The 17,339-nt window shown below is 41.5% G+C and carries 18 protein-coding genes; 10 read left to right on the top strand and 8 right to left on the bottom strand.

The features are described from left to right. The first annotated feature begins 102 nt into the window (after nucleotides 1–102). Nucleotides 103–915 (top strand): Cof-type HAD-IIB family hydrolase, encoded by an 813-nt coding sequence (locus ACT170_RS06990; protein WP_014633589.1) that lies wholly within the window; start codon nucleotides 103–105, stop codon nucleotides 913–915. A gap of 44 nt (nucleotides 916–959) precedes the next feature. Here ACT170_RS06990 and ACT170_RS06985 read toward each other — a convergent pair whose 3' ends face one another. Further along, entirely contained in the window at nucleotides 960–1,691 is a 732-nt protein-coding gene (locus ACT170_RS06985) for a cyclase family protein (protein WP_444818156.1), read from the bottom strand. A gap of 378 nt (nucleotides 1,692–2,069) precedes the next feature. Here ACT170_RS06985 and ACT170_RS06980 point away from each other — a divergent pair, with 378 nt between their 5' ends. The 9 genes from ACT170_RS06980 (at nucleotide 2,070) to serS (ending at nucleotide 10,231) form a co-directional block, all read left to right on the top strand. Further along, the gene (locus tag ACT170_RS06980) at nucleotides 2,070–3,077 is read left to right on the top strand and encodes a PTS sugar transporter subunit IIB (protein ID WP_002889985.1); all 1,008 of its coding nucleotides are present in this window, start codon (nucleotides 2,070–2,072) and stop codon (nucleotides 3,075–3,077) included. Between the two features lie 17 nt (nucleotides 3,078–3,094). Continuing rightward, entirely contained in the window at nucleotides 3,095–3,895 is an 801-nt protein-coding gene (locus ACT170_RS06975; protein WP_270282388.1) for a PTS mannose/fructose/sorbose transporter subunit IIC, read from the top strand. A gap of 15 nt (nucleotides 3,896–3,910) precedes the next feature. Further along, entirely contained in the window at nucleotides 3,911–4,825 is a 915-nt protein-coding gene (locus ACT170_RS06970; RefSeq protein WP_444818155.1) for a PTS system mannose/fructose/sorbose family transporter subunit IID, read from the top strand. Nucleotides 4,826–4,837: 12 nt separating this feature from the next. Beyond that, entirely contained in the window at nucleotides 4,838–5,224 is a 387-nt protein-coding gene (locus ACT170_RS06965; protein WP_013990069.1) for a DUF956 family protein, read from the top strand. A gap of 265 nt (nucleotides 5,225–5,489) precedes the next feature. Further along, complete coding sequence (locus tag ACT170_RS06960) at nucleotides 5,490–6,482, top strand: PTS sugar transporter subunit IIB (protein ID WP_002883770.1); 993 nt, start codon at nucleotides 5,490–5,492, stop codon at nucleotides 6,480–6,482. A 67-nt stretch (nucleotides 6,483–6,549) separates the two neighbouring features. Further along, the gene (locus ACT170_RS06955) at nucleotides 6,550–7,365 is read left to right on the top strand and encodes a PTS mannose/fructose/sorbose transporter subunit IIC (RefSeq protein WP_002883747.1); all 816 of its coding nucleotides are present in this window, start codon (nucleotides 6,550–6,552) and stop codon (nucleotides 7,363–7,365) included. Nucleotides 7,366–7,379: 14 nt separating this feature from the next. Beyond that, nucleotides 7,380–8,291 carry a PTS system mannose/fructose/sorbose family transporter subunit IID gene (locus ACT170_RS06950; RefSeq protein ID WP_002883717.1) on the top strand — a complete coding sequence of 304 codons (912 nt, stop codon included), beginning with the start codon at nucleotides 7,380–7,382 and terminating at the stop codon, nucleotides 8,289–8,291. A 78-nt stretch (nucleotides 8,292–8,369) separates the two neighbouring features. Beyond that, nucleotides 8,370–8,744: a DUF956 family protein gene (locus ACT170_RS06945; protein WP_021145043.1), complete on the top strand. Its 375-nt coding sequence runs from the start codon at nucleotides 8,370–8,372 to the stop codon at nucleotides 8,742–8,744. A gap of 209 nt (nucleotides 8,745–8,953) precedes the next feature. Next, the gene (serS, locus tag ACT170_RS06940) at nucleotides 8,954–10,231 is read left to right on the top strand and encodes a serine--tRNA ligase (protein WP_444818154.1); all 1,278 of its coding nucleotides are present in this window, start codon (nucleotides 8,954–8,956) and stop codon (nucleotides 10,229–10,231) included. A gap of 36 nt (nucleotides 10,232–10,267) precedes the next feature. Here the strand turns inward: serS and ACT170_RS06935 are convergent, their stop codons facing one another. The 7 genes from ACT170_RS06935 to ACT170_RS06905 form a co-directional block, all read right to left on the bottom strand. Then, entirely contained in the window at nucleotides 10,268–10,897 is a 630-nt protein-coding gene (locus ACT170_RS06935; RefSeq protein WP_225998735.1) for a glucose-6-phosphate 1-dehydrogenase family protein, read from the bottom strand. 63 nt (nucleotides 10,898–10,960) lie between these two features. Further along, nucleotides 10,961–12,271, bottom strand: coding sequence for a ribosome biogenesis GTPase Der (gene der / locus ACT170_RS06930; RefSeq protein ID WP_002886596.1), 1,311 nt, complete (start codon nucleotides 12,269–12,271; stop codon nucleotides 10,961–10,963). Nucleotides 12,272–12,375: 104 nt separating this feature from the next. Further along, on the bottom strand, nucleotides 12,376–13,278 hold the full coding sequence (gene dnaI / locus ACT170_RS06925; RefSeq protein WP_014633898.1) for a primosomal protein DnaI: 903 nt from the start codon (nucleotides 13,276–13,278) through the stop codon (nucleotides 12,376–12,378). A 3-nt stretch (nucleotides 13,279–13,281) separates the two neighbouring features. After that, nucleotides 13,282–14,457, bottom strand: a complete 1,176-nt coding sequence (locus tag ACT170_RS06920; RefSeq protein ID WP_444818153.1) for a DnaD domain protein — start codon at nucleotides 14,455–14,457, stop codon at nucleotides 13,282–13,284. Beyond that, the gene (gene nrdR, locus ACT170_RS06915) at nucleotides 14,454–14,933 is read right to left on the bottom strand and encodes a transcriptional regulator NrdR (protein ID WP_002883820.1); all 480 of its coding nucleotides are present in this window, start codon (nucleotides 14,931–14,933) and stop codon (nucleotides 14,454–14,456) included. Before nrdR ends, ACT170_RS06920 begins: the two co-directional genes overlap by 4 nt. Nucleotides 14,934–15,054: 121 nt before the next feature. Then, nucleotides 15,055–16,584, bottom strand: a complete 1,530-nt coding sequence (locus ACT170_RS06910) for a HAMP domain-containing sensor histidine kinase (RefSeq protein WP_014633896.1) — start codon at nucleotides 16,582–16,584, stop codon at nucleotides 15,055–15,057. Further along, nucleotides 16,581–17,270 carry a response regulator transcription factor gene (locus ACT170_RS06905; protein ID WP_002883757.1) on the bottom strand — a complete coding sequence of 230 codons (690 nt, stop codon included), beginning with the start codon at nucleotides 17,268–17,270 and terminating at the stop codon, nucleotides 16,581–16,583. Before ACT170_RS06905 ends, ACT170_RS06910 begins: the two co-directional genes overlap by 4 nt. Between the last annotated feature and the right edge of the window lie 69 nt (nucleotides 17,271–17,339).

Here is a 17,339-nt window from a genome sequence, read left to right as displayed (position 1 = left end):
GCAAGGTTTATTTCCTGAGACTTTTCTTATGAAAAACCGAACGTTCTTAGAAAGCTCTTTCTTAATCACCAACAAAGGACAGATTTTTGCTATAATAGGAACATGACAAAAAAATTGATTGCACTAGATCTTGATGGAACGTTATTACGCCCAGATGGAACTATTTCAGAATTTACACAAAAAACGATTAAAGACGTACAAAACAAAGGACACCAAGTCGTTATTGCTACAGGTCGTCCTTATCGTATGGCTATTGACCATTACAAAACACTAGGGTTAGAAACACCACTCATCACCTTCAACGGCTCTTTGACCAATCTTCCAGACCAAGACTGGGCTTATGAGCATTCGGTTAAATTAGATAAGAAATATCTGATTAGCCTCTTACAACGCCATGATGAATTAGAGATGGATTTTCTGGCTAGTGAATATCGAAAACACTTCTATATCACTATGAATCACCCAGAGCGTATTCAACCACAACTCTTTGGTGTTGATAAAATTATTGAGGCTATGCGTTTAGAACCAACTAAAATCACGCGCAACCCTAACGCTCTCCTTATGCAAACTCGCCATGAAGATAAGTACCAACTAGCCGATGACATCAAGAAAGACTTCAAGGAAGAAATTGAAGTTGATTCTTGGGGTGGCCCACTTAATATTTTGGAATTTTCGCCTAAAGGTATTAACAAGGCCTACGCCCTGAACTACTTACTTAAGGCCATGCGTAAATCAACGGATGATTTGATTGCTTTTGGTGACGAACACAATGACACAGAGATGTTGGAACTTGCTAAAACTGGTTATGCCATGAAGAATGCTAGCTCTGTCCTTCTTCCCCACGCTAACGAACAAATTGAGTGGACTAATGAAGAGGATGGCGTTGCTCGCAAACTTCAAGAACTCTTTTTATAAACAAGAAAAGACACTGAAAATTTCTTCGGTGTCTTTTGTTCTGATTAAGGTAAAATAGCCACTGCACGCACTGGGGAACCTGTCGCCTTGTCCCAGTGAGGAAATGCAATCGAAATCAAAGCACCAACAGCTGGAACCTGATCCAATTGATTCAAGACTTCTACCTGATAAATGTTTTGTTCCAAGAGGTAGTATTCGTTAACCAAGCCATGTTCTGCTGCTGGAATACCAGCATCTGTATCAAAAGTCTCATGACCCACAGCCTTAACATGGCGTTCATGAATCAAGAATTCTAGAGCTTCACGGCTCCACCCTGGACTTTGTTGAACCCCATTTTCATCAAGGTTGCGCATAGCATCTTGATCTGGCCAACGTTTTGACCAATCACTACGAAAAGCGACAAAGGCCCCTTCAGTAATTTTTCCATGCTCTGCTTCAAAGTCTAAGATATCTTGTTTGCTCAAGATAAAGTTTGGATTGGCTGCAACTTCTTTAGACTTGTCGATAACATAGAGTGGCAAGAGGAGATCTTTGAGGTCAATCTCATCCAACCAACGACCACCTTCTACAAAGTGAATCGGTGCATCAATATGCATTCCGTATTGACCAACCACTGTAAATTTTTGAACATGGAAATCATCTTTTAATGTGAAAAGGTCTTCTTGTTTCAAAGCAGGGAGGGCTGGAAAGTGTGGACTTTCCGCATTAATTTTGTGGGTCAAGTCAACCCATTTCTTAGATTGCAATTCATTATAAATACTTAGTAAATCTGACATAAGGAGGTCCTCTTTTCTTATAGATTTAACCTTAAATAGTTAATTGAAGAAATTATAGCAGTCATCACTAGTTATTACAAGCGTTTCTCTCATTTTTCCTTGATCCCATTTCCTCTATTTAGATATAGCTTAAAACTATACCAAAGTCCTTTTATCTGAAAAGAAAGTATATTTGCGATAATTTGATATTTTTTTCAATTTTATGACACTTTTGTTACGAAAAGCATTGACAAATCTATGATAACGTTTTACAATTAGATTGTTCTAATTTTCGAGGGACTAAAAAAATATTGTTGTCATTTTCATGTCATGAATGATAATACCAATAATCATTTTTCTATTCCTAAGAAGCAATATATAAAAGGAGGAAGAACACTAATGGGTATCGGTATTATTATTGCTAGCCATGGTAAATTCGCTGAAGGTATTCACCAATCAGGTTCTATGATTTTTGGTGAACAAGAGAAAGTTCAAGTGGTTACTTTCATGCCAAATGAAGGTCCTGACGACTTGTACGCTCACTTCAAAGATGCCATCGCTCAATTTGACGCTGACGACGAAATTCTTGTCCTTGCAGACCTTTGGTCTGGGTCACCATTTAACCAGGCAAGCCGTATCAAGGAAGAAAATCCTGATCGCAAGATGGTTATCGTGACAGGACTCAACTTGCCAATGCTTATCCAAGCATATACGGAACGTATGGTAGCTCCTGATGCTGGGGTTGAAGAGATTGTCGCTAACATTTATAAGGAAACAAAAGAAGGCGTTAAAGTCCTTCCAGAAGGCCTTATTCCTGAAGAAGACACTAAACCAGCCGACGCAAAACCTTCTATTCCTAAAGGTACCATTCCTGAAGGAACAGTACTTGGTGATGGAAAAATCAAATACGTTTTGGCTCGTGTTGACACACGTCTCCTCCACGGTCAGGTTGCGACTGGTTGGACTCACTCAACTCACCCAGACCGTATCATCGTTGTTTCAGACACTGTTTGTCATGATAAACTTCGTACAAACATGATTAAACAAGCCGCTCCATCTGGTGTTCAAGTTCACGTTATCCCAATTAAAAACATGGTTAAAGCAAACAATGACCCACGTTTTGGTGATACACGTGCTATGCTTCTCTTTGAATCTGTTGAAGATGCTCTCGCTGCTGTTAAAGCAGGTGTTGATGTTAAAGAAATCAACCTTGGTTCTTCAGCTTATAAAGAAGGAAAAGTCAACGTTACTAAAGCTCTTTCATTTGACCAAACAGATGTGGATGCTATCAAAGAGTTGCAATCATTGGGTGTCAAATTTGACGTTCGTGGGGTACCAAGTGATAGCCCAGCAAACGTTGATGCCTTGATTAAGTCAGCTGAAACTAAATTAGCAGAGAAGAAATAATTTTGGAGGATGCATAAATGAGTTTAGTACAAATTATTTTAGTCGTAATTGTTGCTTTCATCATCGGTTGTAGCTCAGTTAACGACCAAATCGAAACATACCAGCCAGTTGTGGCTTGTTCCCTTATCGGTCTTGTTACTGGTCATCTCGAACTCGGCGTAATGTTGGGTGGTAGCTTACAATTGATTACTATGGGATGGGCTAACGTTGGTGCTGCCATGGCACCAGATGCCTCACTTGCCGCTGTTGCTTCTACAATTATCCTTATCTTGGGTGGTCAAGGAACTAAAGGAATTGGTCCTGCCATCGCCCTTGCGGTGCCTTTGGCTGTTGCCGGTCTTGCCTTGACAATGGTTGTCCGTACAGCAACTGTCTTCATCGCTCATATTATGGATAGCCGTGCAGAAGCTGCTGATATCGCTAGTGTTGAAAGATGGCACTTTATCGGTATGGCCCTCCAAGGTCTCCGTGTTGCTATCCCTGCCCTCCTCTTGCTCTTGATTCCTGCACACCTCGTACAATCTGGTCTTGAAGCTATGCCTGAATGGTTAAAATCAGGTATGACAATCGGTGGTGGTATGGTTGTAGCCGTTGGTTATGCCATGGTTATCAACATGATGTCTAGTCGTGAAGTTTGGCCATTCTTCTTCCTTGGTTTTGCTTTGGCTGCCCTCAAAGAGTTGACCTTGATTAGCTTGGGTATCATCGGCCTCTGTCTTGCCGTTATGTACCTTGCGCTTGAAGCTAGTGGTTCAAATGGTTCTTCAAATGATGGAGGATCAGGTGATCCCCTCGGTGAAATTCTGGAAGACTTTTAATTAGGAGGAAAGAAAATGGCTGATTCAAAAATTAAATTAACAAAAGCAGATCGTTTCAAAGCTTTCTTGCGCTCATACTTCCTTTTAGCTTCATTCAACTATGAACGTATGCAAAATGGTGGTGTGGCTTACACCCTTATTCCTGCAATCAAAAAACTTTATCAAACTAAAGAAGAACGTGCTGCTGCGCTTAAGCGTCACTTGGAATTCTTCAATACACAACCATTTATGGCCAACCCAATCTTTGGGGTTACCCTTGCCTTGGAAGAAGAACGTGCCAACGGTGCTGAGATTGATGATGCTGCTATCTCAGGGGTTAAGGTCGGTATGATGGGACCTCTTGCAGGTGCCGGTGACCCTCTCTTCTGGTTTACCCTTCGTCCAATCTTCCTTTCATTAGGAGCAGGTTTGGCTGTTTCAGGTAACGTCCTAGGCCCAATCGTCTTCTTCGTTCTCTGGAACGTCATGGTAGCTGCCGTTAAATGGTATACTCAAGAATTCGGTTACCGTGCTGGTACTGCGATCACAGACGACGTATCTGGTAACCTTCTTCAACAAGTAACTCGTGGCGCATCAATGATGGGGATGTTCGTTATCGGTTCTCTTATCCAACGTTGGGTTAGCATTACCTTCACACCAGTTGTCTCTGTTGTTAAACAACAAGAAGGCGCTTATATCGATTGGGATAAACTTCCAAAAGGTATTGCCGGTGTTAAAGCAGCCTTCCTAGAACAAGCTGCTGGTAAATCACTCGAAGCCAACAAGGTGACAACCTTGCAAGATAACTTGGACCAATTGATTCCTGGTCTTGCCGCCCTTGGTTTGACTTTCCTCTGTATGTACCTTCTTAAGAGAAAAGTTTCTCCAATTGTTATCATCTTAGGTATCTTTGTTCTAGCTATTGTGCTCCACATTATTGGTGTACTCTAATCGGAGCAAGGTATGGTTAAATCGCTCAATACCGAAATGGCTCACACAACTAAGGGAACTTGGTTTCGTGAAGGACCTATTTACGGAAATATCATGGTCGGAGATAAGGCCTTCGAATTTTACAATGATACGAAGTTGCAAGATTACGTTCAAATTCCTTGGGATGAAATCACTTATGTGATTGCCGATGTCTACTTCGGTGGTAAATTCATCCCACGCTTTGAAATCCGTACTAAGCAAAATGGACGTTTCCGTTTTGCCAGTCGAAAAAGCCGAATAACTTTGAAAGAAATTCAAAAAAGAATTCCTCGAGAAAGTTTACGAAAAGCACCTAGCTTTATCGCTGTCCTCAAACAAGGCTTTAAAAATCTTTTCCGACTCATTGTCAAGAAGAAATAATCTCCGAATATTATAAAAAGATTGTCCAATCTAATGGTTGGGCAATCTTTTTATAATATTTTGCTCATTTTTGAAAGAGTTTGACTTCTTTTGAAATTTTATCTCACTAGCTATTGACATTTTCTTGAAAGCGTTTTAGAATATAATTGTTCTTGATTTCTTATGTTTAAAAAGATTGAGAGACGCTTTTTTTAGCGTCTTGATAAAAATCGGAGATAGTCTTTTTAAGCCTAGGAAAAAATAATTTATAAGGAGGAGAACACGAATGGGTATCGGTATTATTATTGCCAGCCATGGTAAGTTCGCTGAAGGAATCCACCAATCAGGCTCTATGATTTTTGGAGACCAAGAGAAAGTTCAAGTCGTAACTTTCATGCCAAGTGAAGGTCCTGATGACTTGTACGCTCACTTCAACGACGCCATTGCACAATTCGATGCTGATGATGAAATTCTTGTTTTGGCTGACCTTTGGTCTGGTTCACCATTTAACCAAGCCAGTCGAATTGCTGGAGAAAATCCAGATCGCAAGATTGCTATCATCACAGGACTTAACTTGCCAATGCTTATCCAAGCATACACTGAACGTATGATGGATGCTAACGCTACTGCAGAGCAAGTTGCTGCTAATATCATCAAGGAAGCTAAGGGTGGTATCAAGGCACTTCCAGAGGAGCTTAATCCAGCTGAGGAAACAACAGCAGCTCCTGTAGAAGCTGCTGCACCTCAAGGAGCTATCCCAGAAGGGACAGTTATCGGAGATGGTAAACTCAAGATTAACTTGGCACGTTTGGACACACGTCTCTTGCATGGTCAAGTAGCAACTAACTGGACACCTGCTTCTAAAGCAGACCGTATCATTGTTGCTTCAGACGACGTTGCTAAAGATGAGCTTCGTAAAGAATTGATCAAACAAGCAGCACCAAATGGGGTTAAAGCAAACGTTGTTCCAATTCAAAAATTGATTGATGCTTCTAAGGACCCTCGCTTTGGTAACACACACGCGCTTATCTTGTTCGAAACTGTTCAAGACGCACTTCGTGCTATCGAAGGTGGCGTGCCAATCAAAGAACTTAACGTTGGTTCTATGGCTCACTCAACTGGTAAAACAATGGTTAACAACGTTTTGTCTATGGACAAAGACGATGTCGCTTGCTTCGAAAAATTGCGTGACCTTGGCGTTGAATTCGACGTCCGTAAGGTACCAAATGATTCTAAGAAAGACTTGTTCGACCTTATCAAAAAAGCTAACGTTCAATAACCTTCATTCGGATAAATTAGTTGATACTCTCAGCTAATCACAACTCAATAGAAAAGGAATTATTACCATGTCAGATATGTCAATTATTTCTGCAATTTTGGTCGTAGTTGTTGCCTTCCTTGCTGGTCTTGAAGGTATCCTTGACCAATTCCAATTCCACCAACCACTTGTTGCATGTACCCTCATCGGTGCTGCTACAGGTAACCTCACTGCAGGTATCATGCTTGGTGGTTCTCTTCAAATGATCGCCCTTGCTTGGGCTAATATCGGTGCCGCTGTCGCTCCTGACGCTGCCCTTGCCTCTGTTGCTGCTGCCATTATTTTGGTTAAAGGTGGTAACTTCACAACTGAAGGTATCGGTGTTGCGACTGCAACAGCTATCCCACTTGCGGTTGCCGGTCTCTTCCTAACTATGCTTGTTCGTACAGCCTCTGTTGCCCTTGTTCATGCCGCAGATAAAGCTGCAGAAAGTGGAAACATTGCTGGTGTTGAACGTGCACACTACCTCGCCCTCCTTCTTCAAGGTTTGCGTATCGCTGTGCCAGCCGCCCTTCTTCTTGCTATCCCAGCAGAATCTGTTCAACATGCCCTTGGATTGATGCCTGACTGGCTCAACCACGGTATGGTTGTCGGTGGTGGTATGGTCGTAGCCGTTGGTTACGCCATGGTTATCAACATGATGGCAACTCGTGAAGTTTGGCCATTCTTCGCCATCGGTTTTGCTTTTGCTGCTATTAGCCAATTGACACTTATCGCTCTTGGTGCTATCGGTGTCGCTATTGCCTTCATCTACCTCAACCTTTCTAAACAAGGTGGCGGAAATGGTGGCGGAACTTCATCTGGTTCTGGCGACCCAATCGGCGATATCTTGGAAGACTACTAGGAAGGGGTGCTCTCATGGCTGAAAAAATTCAATTATCTCAAGCGGATCGTAAAAAGGTTTGGTGGCGCTCACAATTCTTGCAAGGTTCATGGAACTATGAACGTATGCAAAACTTGGGTTGGGCTTACTCACTCATTCCTGCTATTAAAAAACTCTATACTAACAAAGAAGACCAAGCCGCAGCTCTTAAACGTCACTTGGAATTCTTCAATACCCACCCTTACGTAGCTGCTCCTATCATGGGTGTTACCTTGGCTCTTGAAGAAGAAAAAGCTAACGGTACTGACATCGAAGATGCTGCTATCCAAGGGGTTAAAATCGGTATGATGGGACCTCTTGCCGGTATCGGTGACCCTGTTTTCTGGTTCACAGTTCGTCCTATCCTTGGTGCCCTTGGTGCATCATTGGCACAAGCTGGTAACATCGCTGGTCCACTTATCTTCTTCATCGGTTGGAACCTTATCCGTATGGCCTTCTTGTGGTACACTCAAGAACTTGGTTACAAAGCAGGTTCAGAAATCACTAAAGACATGTCTGGTGGTATCTTGAAAGATATTACTAAAGGGGCATCAATCCTTGGTATGTTCATCTTGGCTGTCCTTGTTGAACGTTGGGTTTCTATCGTCTTCACTGTAAACCTTCCGGGTAAAGTTTTGTCTAAAGGTGCCTATATCGAATGGCCTAAAGGCAATGTCAGTGGTGACCAACTTAAGACTATCCTCGGCCAAGTTAATGACAAACTTAGCTTCGATAAGATTCAAGTTGATACCCTCCAAAAACAATTGGATTCATTGATTCCAGGTTTGATGGGACTTCTCCTTACTTTTGCATGTATGTGGTTGCTTAAGAAGAAAGTTTCACCAATCACAATCATCATCGGACTCTTTGTAGTTGGTATTGTTGCAAGCTTCTTCGGAATCATGTAAAAAGAGTAAGAGTTTAGCAAAGCTAAACTCTTTTCTTATGCTATAATAAAAGTACTACAATCAAAAAGCGAGATAGATATGGCACAATCACTAAACAAAACAGTTGAATTGCATACAACAGGCGTTTCCTACATGGCTATCGGGGGGAAAGTCGGCAAATTTCTAATCGGGGATGTGGCTCTTGAATTCTACCCAGATGTCAATGTCGAGCAATACATTCAAATCCCATGGACTAGCATTACTCAAATCGGTGCGAATGTATCAGGAAAGAAAATTAGCCGTCACTTTGAAGTGTTGACAGACAAGAGCAAATTCCTCTTTGCTTCTAAAGATTCTGGGAAGATTCTAAAAATTGCTAGGGAACACCTTGGCAATGAAAAAGTCGTCAAGCTACCAACTCTCATTCAAACTATTGGGGCTCGACTCAAAGGTTTATTTGCCAAAAAATCATAATTTTTGTATAATATAACAGACGGATAAGTACTAGCTAGACCCTTACAGAAAGCCTGCGGTTGCTGCGAGCAGGTAGGGTTGACCTACGAAATTCTACCGTTTCTAATAATTAAAAACATAAACAAGTGCACTCCTGTGAAGTTGGATGGAACCGTGGCCTATGTCACTCCAACACTTTCACTGGAGTGTTTTACTTTTTGGAGGAACTTATGTTAGATGTAAAACGTATTCGTAACGACTTCGATGCCCTTGCCGAAAAATTGGCTACACGTGGTGTCGCTGCTGAAACTTTAAATGAACTTAAAGAGCTTGATGTTAAACGTCGCGAACTTCTTATCAAATCTGAAGAACTCAAAGCTCAACGTAACATTGCTTCAGATGGTATCGCTCAAGCTAAGCGTAACAAAGAAGATGCTTCTGAACAAATCGCAGCAATGCAAAAAGTCTCTGCAGCAATTAAGGAAATTGATGCAGAACTTGCTACTATCGATGAAAAGCTTAATGCCATCGTTGTGACACTTCCAAACACACCAAATGACTCTGTTCCTGTAGGCGCTGACGAAGATGAAAACGTAGAAGTTCGTCGTTGGGGAACACCTCGTGAATTTGATTTTGAAGTTAAAGCACACTGGGATCTTGGGGAAGACCTTGGTATCCTAGATTGGGAACGTGGTGCTAAAGTCACTGGTTCTCGTTTCCTTTTCTACAAAGGCCTTGGAGCAAAATTGGAACGTGCAATCTACAACTTCATGTTGGATGAGCACGCTAAAGAAGGTTACACTGAGATGATCACACCTTACATGGTTAACCACGACTCAATGTTCGGTACTGGTCAATATCCAAAATTCAAGGAAGATACTTTCGAGCTTGACGGTACTGACTACGTCCTTATCCCAACAGCTGAAGTTCCTTTGACAAACTACTACCGCGGTGAAATCCTTGACGGTAAAGAATTGCCAATCTACTTCACAGCTATGAGCCCTTCATTCCGTTCAGAAGCTGGTTCAGCTGGTCGTGATACACGTGGTTTGATTCGTCTTCACCAATTCCACAAGGTTGAAATGGTCAAATTCTCAAAACCTGAGGACTCATATGATGAGTTGGAAAAAATGGTAGTTAACGCTGAAAACATCCTTCAAAAACTTAACTTGCCATACCGTGTCATCACTTTGTGTACTGGCGATATGGGATTCTCAGCTGCGAAAACTTACGACTTGGAAGTTTGGATTCCAGCACAAAACACTTACCGCGAAATTTCTTCATGTTCAAACACAGAAGATTTCCAAGCCCGTCGTGCACAAATCCGTTACCGTGACGAAGCTGATGGTAAGGTAAAACTTCTTCACACTCTTAACGGTTCAGGACTTGCTGTTGGACGTACAGTAGCCGCTATCCTTGAAAACTACCAAAACGAAGATGGTTCAGTAACTATCCCTGAAGTTCTTCGTCCTTACATGGGTGGTGCTGAAGTGATTGCACCAAAATAAATAAGAGAAATCTCCAGAAAAAAACTGGAGATTTTTTTAGTTTTGATTAGCTATCTCATAGTAAGGTTTCAACTTGTCGAATCCATCAGCAAGTTTTTCTACTAACTCTTCTATTGTTTCACTAGTAGTCACAGAGACATCATATTTGACCAACACCTTACGAACACGACCATCTCTAACTGCTTCTTTAAGCATCTGACGATTTTCTTCAGTTCCTTCCACACGATGACTGACACCATTTTCCTGGGCAAAATAGTATAGAGAGGGTGCAATCGGTAAGTCTAGGACCTTATGTTGCTTAGCTAAAGTAGTATCTGATTTTTTACGTTCGACAAAGCTAACTTCTACTGAAATCCCCCATTTTTCAAGCTGACCATAAAGTCGAATCGCCATAGCAACATCGTCTAAACTATCCTCAGGGGCCCTGTAATAGCACCAAAAGTGAGGACGACATATTTGTGCCTGATTGGCCCAATTACTGACACGATCCATCTTAAAGGGTGCCAAACGCTCCCCTAGAAGTTTTGCTAAAGTCTGCATCTCCTTACGAGCTGCTTGACCAAGTGCCTTGAGGTCTTCCATCTCTTCCTGATGTGGACCCGCTTTTTCAGGTTTGACATACTTAACTCCCTGTTTTGATAAATAAGCTTGAATATTTTCTAACATCGTTTTCTCCTTACAATGATAAAAGACCAACCCATAAAGATTCTATTCTGGTTGGTCTCTTTTTTATTTACGTTTACGAGCAATCAAATGAATTGGTGTTCCCTCAAAACCAAAGGCTTGACGAATTTGATTTTCCAAGAAACGCATGTATGAGAAGTGCATAAGCTCTTCTTCATTGACAAAGATAACAAATGTTGGTGGTTTAACCGAAACCTGTGTGCCATAGAAAATCTTAAGGCGTTTTCCTTTGTCAGTTGGTGTTGGGTTGATGGCAATGGCATCCATGATAACATCATTCAAGACAGCCGATGAAATACGACGGTTCTGACTCTCACTGATGCGTTTAATCATCTCCGGCAACTTGTTAAGACGTTGTTTCGTCTCAGCCGATACAAAGATAATTGGTGCATAGCTCAAGAATTGGAACTGATCACGGATATCTGCTTCCCAGTTAGCAACGGTATGATTGTCTTTCTTAATCGTATCCCATTTGTTAACTACGATGATAATCCCTTTACCAGCTTCATGGGCAAAACCAGCGATACGCTTGTCATACTCACGGATACCTTCTTCGGCATTGATAACCATAAGGACGATATCAGAACGGTCAATGGCACGCATTGAACGCATGACAGAGTATTTTTCTGTGTTTTCATAAACCTTACCAGATTTACGCATACCAGCGGTGTCAATCATGGTATACTCTTGACCTTCACTGTCCACAAAGTTTGTATCAATGGCATCTCGAGTCGTACCAGCAATCGGGCTGGCAATCACTCGGTCCTCACCCAAAATGGCGTTAATCAAGCTTGATTTTCCGACGTTTGGGCGTCCAATCAAACTAAAACGAATGATATCTGGATTTTCTTCTTCAACTTCTGTTGGAAGATTTTCAACGATAGCATCGAGAACATCCCCTGTACCGATACCGTGAACAGATGAAACTGGATAAGGATCACCAAGTCCAAGAGAATAAAAATCATAGATATCTGCACGCATCTCAGGGTTATCCACTTTATTTACCGCCAAGATAACTGGCTTGTTGGTCTTATAGAGAATACGAGCAACGTACTCGTCCGCATCTGTCACGCCTTCCTTACCTGAAACGACAAAGACAATAACGTCAGCTTCAGTCATGGCAATGTCAGCTTGGTGCTTAATTTGTTCCATAAATGGTGCATCAACATCATCAATACCACCTGTATCAATTAAGCTAAACTGACGATTAAGCCATTCAGCAGAGGTATAAATACGGTCACGTGTTACCCCTTCAACGTCTTCGACGATAGAGATACGTTCACCCGCAATTCGGTTAAATAGGGTCGATTTCCCAACGTTTGGGCGACCCACGATAGCAACTGTAGGTAATGTCATATGTTTAAGTCCCTGATTAAATAGGGATTCCTTTCTTCATTTAGCAGTCTCACTTCCACCAAGGAAAGCAAACTCTCTTATTCTTTATCATTATTAGATTCAACTTAGCGGCGATTAACACCCTTCAAGTGAACCTCTTTGGCAAGAAAACGAATACGCTCCATCACACGTTTGGCCTGCCAAGTCTCGTCTCCTTGACGTCCATTGGATAGCTTAGCTTCTAGATCCGAAAAACTATAGTTAGACGTAAAGAAGGTAGGCAACTCCTCAATCATGCGATGCTGGAGGATAACTTGCAAAACATCATCCCTAATCCAAGAAGAGAATTGCTCTGCACCGATATCATCTAGAACCAAAACTTCTGCCTGTTTGACAGCATCAATTTGATCCTTGACAGAACCGTCCTTGATTCCGTTTTTAACATCAATAGTAAAAGATGGGTAATGAATAATGGTCGTGGCAACCTTCTTGGTCTCTGAAAGTTCATGAGCCATAGCAGCCAACATGAAGGATTTTCCAACCCCCATGTCTCCATAGATGTAAAGGCCTTTCTGGTCTGGACTAGGGTAATTCGCCACAAAATCCACAAGACTCTCAAAAGTATCAACACGAGCTACATCATCTAATGCAATGTCCGCAAAGGTAATCTTACGATAAGACTGAGGAAGACTCACCAAATTAATCCGTTTAGCAATAGCCTGTTGTTCTTGTTGCTCCTTGAGCTGACGCGTCTCCTTATAGGTGACATCAGCGTAGCCTTCATTCATGGTCAGAATCGGTTCATACCCTTTGGCAATATACGAGGCATCACCTTCTTTAACCTTACGGCATTCCACTAGGAATTGATTAAACTTAGGAAGACTACGCTTGATTTCATCCTGGCTTAGGCTATGCTCTTGAATAAAGCTAGCCACTCTTGGATCCGCTAAAATTTGCTTCGTTAAATCCGTCGCATTGCCAGACCCATGATGCCCTGTTCGGTTTAGGGTTTGTCCAACTCTTTCCATAGGCTACTCCTTTCCTTTTTCTAGTTTTGCCAAAGCTCGACGTCTAATTTCATCCAACTTAGCCTGATCAGCCTGACTGGTTTGATTATCATAATCTGGATTACTCCAGCTCGGCACATTTGTTTTCTTCTTAGAATCAGCTTTTGCTTGCTGTGATTTCTTATCGTAACCACTACGCAAAGCTAAAAACCCCTGTTCAGCAGTGACGATATTCTTAAAGGCAAAATCGTTGGCAAGTTTAGAGATATACTCTCGATTTACATTCGTTGAACGTGTCCGTCCCAAACTGTAGGCAACCATGAGGTTAATGACCTCATCCATAAAGCCTCTTTGTGCCAAATCCGTGAGAATCTGCTTCTCAGAATTAGTCACAGTCCCGCTTGGGCCTTTAGCACTTTGCAAGTAATCTATAGGCTTTTCGGATCTAACCGCTTTAAGAATCTTTTTCTCCGTCTCTGTCAAAGCAGAATCACCACCCAATGTTTGAGCTTGAGCCTGCTCTAATTGCACCTGCATACGCTTGACAATAATCTGGTGGTTCACGGCTGTCTTCTTAGCTAAGAGATAAGTATCATACCAATTCATGCCATGAGTTTCAGACAATTTATAGATTTCTGGCACATCTGTCTTTTCATCTTTAAATACAAGCCCATCAGCCTGCATACGATTCCTGAAACTGCTTAAATCAAATGAATTTTTGGGCTTGATTTCAGACACAGACTTTTGAGCCAAACGCTCATCGGTAAAGACATCCGAAAAACGTTTAGATAAATCTTGCAAGCCTTGTAGACCTGCCGGTTTCAAAGCGTCTACTGCTGGTTCACTAATCTTTTGCTCGAGAAGTGAACTATAAACGGCATGTTTTAGAAACTGCTCAATTGATAAGGGAGACTTAAGCTCTATAACATAAAACCCTTGAGGTGACTGGTAAAAGGCCAAGAGATCTACTGCTGTCAGAACCGCCAGTGCTTCCTGAAGGGGCTGCATTCCAAAGTTAAGATGGTTCAGAATAGCCGCAAACTTATGGCGGTGATTACCATTGTCATAAAAAGCCACGAAATACTGGTAGAGAGCGTATCCTTCACTCCCAATAATGGGATAATAGCAACGCATCAAACTTGCCTGATCGGGAACGATAACCTGATTGCCAACATAGACAAATTCTTCAATAGGTCTCATTTTTTAGACTCTTTTTTCGCACGTACAGTTTTGGTGATTTCTTGAAGCAACTCTTCAATCTCATCAACATCCTTGAAAGAACGGTAGACACTGGCAAAACGTACATAAGTAATTTCATCAAGGTCAGCGAGTTCTTTCATCACTAAATTCCCAATGACATCACTATCAACCTCTCCATCATGGTTACGGCGAATGTTTTGCTCAATACGGGTGATGGCATTTTCGATATCCTCACTAGAAACTGGACGCTTCTGAGCACTCATCAAGATACCATTGAAAATCTTATCGCGAGAGAATTGTTCACGAGTACCGTCTTTTTTGACAACCAAAAGTGGAACTTCTTCCACACGCTCAAATGTTGTAAAACGAGCATGACAAGAATCACACTCACGACGACGACGAATGGTATTCCCATCTTCTGCCTGACGGCTATCGATAACACTAGATTTATTGTGTTGACATTTTGGACAACGCATGCACTTCACCACCAATCTTTGAAATTCGGTACTCTATTTTACCATAAAAACACATAAAAAGCACGCCCTAAACGAGGCGTGCTCATGACCAAGAACCACTCTAAGTCTCTTATAAATTGATTTAAAGCTCAAGTTGAGGTGTCGTCGTTTCTCCATCTGCAAATGGAATGTAAAGGTCGAAACGTGTTCCAACACCAAGTTCAGAACTAACATCGATACGGCAGCGATAAGCTTCCACAATTTGGTAAAGGATTGACAAACCAATACCAACACCAGATTGCGTTGTCGTACGGTTACGTGCCTTATCTGAACGATAGAAGCGCTCAAAGATATGCTCAATATCTTCTTTAGAGATCCCTTCACCATTATCTTGCACTTGCACCAACATTTCATCTTCCAGAGCCTTAATTGTAACCTGGATTTCCTTGTTAACAGGAGAATACTTGACCGCATTATCAATCAAAATCGTAATCGCCTGTTCAAAGTGTTGGCTGTAAATCTGTGCAGGGCGCTCTGAGCTCTCGAAATCATTGAGATAGAATTGGTAGTCTTCATGCAAGACACGGAAATTACCAATAACCGTACGGATTGAAGAATTCAAATCACAAGTATCGTTTCTGTGATTTTCAAATGATCCTTTGACACGGATAGAATCCAACATATCATTAATCATAATCGTCATACGGTTGGCCTCGTGACTGGCAGCCTCAAGACTTTCTTCAAGAATCTCAGGGTCATTTTTACCCCAACGTTGCAAGAGGTCCATATGCCCCTTGATAACTGCAATCGGCGTACGTAATTCATGACTGACGTCACTCAAGAAACGCATCTGCATCTGATTATTTTCTTGAATTTTATCCATCATGCGGTTAAAGTTAACCGCCAAATCACCAATTTCATCGTGACTTTCAATCTTAGAACGAAGTTCCAAGTCACTTGGCGAATCGGTGATAACTCCCATCGTTTCGTGCAACTGTCTCATCGGACGAAGAATAGATGTCAAGACAACTACAGTTGCTGCGATAACTAGGACCGTCATCCCCACTTCTAGGAAAATCAATAAGAAAATCAAACGCTCTTTAAGAGCATAGTAGAATTCCAAATCATGGAAAATTTGGGCATAACCAACGATGGTCTTTTTATCCTTACCGTAGATTGGAACTTGCAGCAAGAAACCACGCTTCCCTTTATAGGAAACTGACTTCAATTTGTTTACCTCGGACATACCTGGAGGCGAATCTGTGTTCTCCTCAGAAGTAAAGATAAACGTTCCCTTTTTGTCATAAACAAAAACAGATTGGTTAGAATATAATTTATTAGAAATCGCAACCTGACCATCCAAAGAGTGCTTTTCGGAAAGCACGCCATTAATGATCGATGCATAGATATTTTTAGGCGAATAAAGGGCAGCTAAAAGCGGTTCTGGACTCAACTCTTCGTCGGAGTCCCAGTCCTTTTCTATATAAGTAACAACTTTTGAGATTGTAGTGTTTACATTTTGACGTTCACGTTGTAAAAGTAGCGTATTGGCTGAGAAAATAACAACCAGAGTGAACATCGACAATACAAGAAAGAAGACCACAGCAGTTGTCATGGTCAACTTTTTTCTAATGGTTACTTTACCAAATAATTTATCTTGTAATTTACTCATTTTTCACGGATAACGTAACCCATTCCTCGTACTGTTTGAATATATGATTCCTTACCTGGAACATCGATTTTTCCACGCAAGTAACGAATATAAACATCTACCACGTTTGTTTCGATGGCGTCATCATATTTCCAAACTTGAAGCAAGAGTTCCTCACGGGTCATCACTTGGTTCATATTGCTCAAAAGTGTGTTCAACAAATCAAACTCACGTTTTGTCAATGGAATTGCTTCATCACCACGAACAACTGTACGGTTTTGAACATCCAATTTCAAATCACGATAAGTTGATGCTTTTGCTGGTGCATTCTTAGCAGCTTCGATATCTTGGCGACGGAAGGTTGCACGGATACGTGCCAACAATTCTTCAATCGCAAATGGTTTTACAATATAGTCATCAGCACCGCGGTCCAAACCAGCAACAATGTCCATGATTGAATCACGAGCTGTCATCATCATAATATAAGTATCTTTTTCTTGTTGGAGACGACGTGTTACTTCAAAACCGTCCATCTCAGGCAACATAAGGTCCAAGAGAATAAGATCGAAATCTTTCTCGAGTGCCATTTCAAGTCCTTCGCGTCCGTTGTCTGCTGTCACAACGTCGTATCCTTCGTGTTGAAGTTCAAGAGAGACAAAACGAGCAAGGTTTTTCTCATCTTCAACAATCAAAATGCGTTTGCTCATAATAAGTATTTACCACTTTCTTAAAATTTTTTGACTTCCATTTCCCTTAAAAAGTCTGTAGATTTACCC

Source organism: Streptococcus sp. cx1, from assembly GCF_052384325.1.
GTDB lineage: Bacteria > Bacillota > Bacilli > Lactobacillales > Streptococcaceae > Streptococcus > Streptococcus salivarius_G.
Note: the sequence above shows the minus strand (reverse complement) of the source record. Positions and strands in the feature narration are given on the sequence as shown.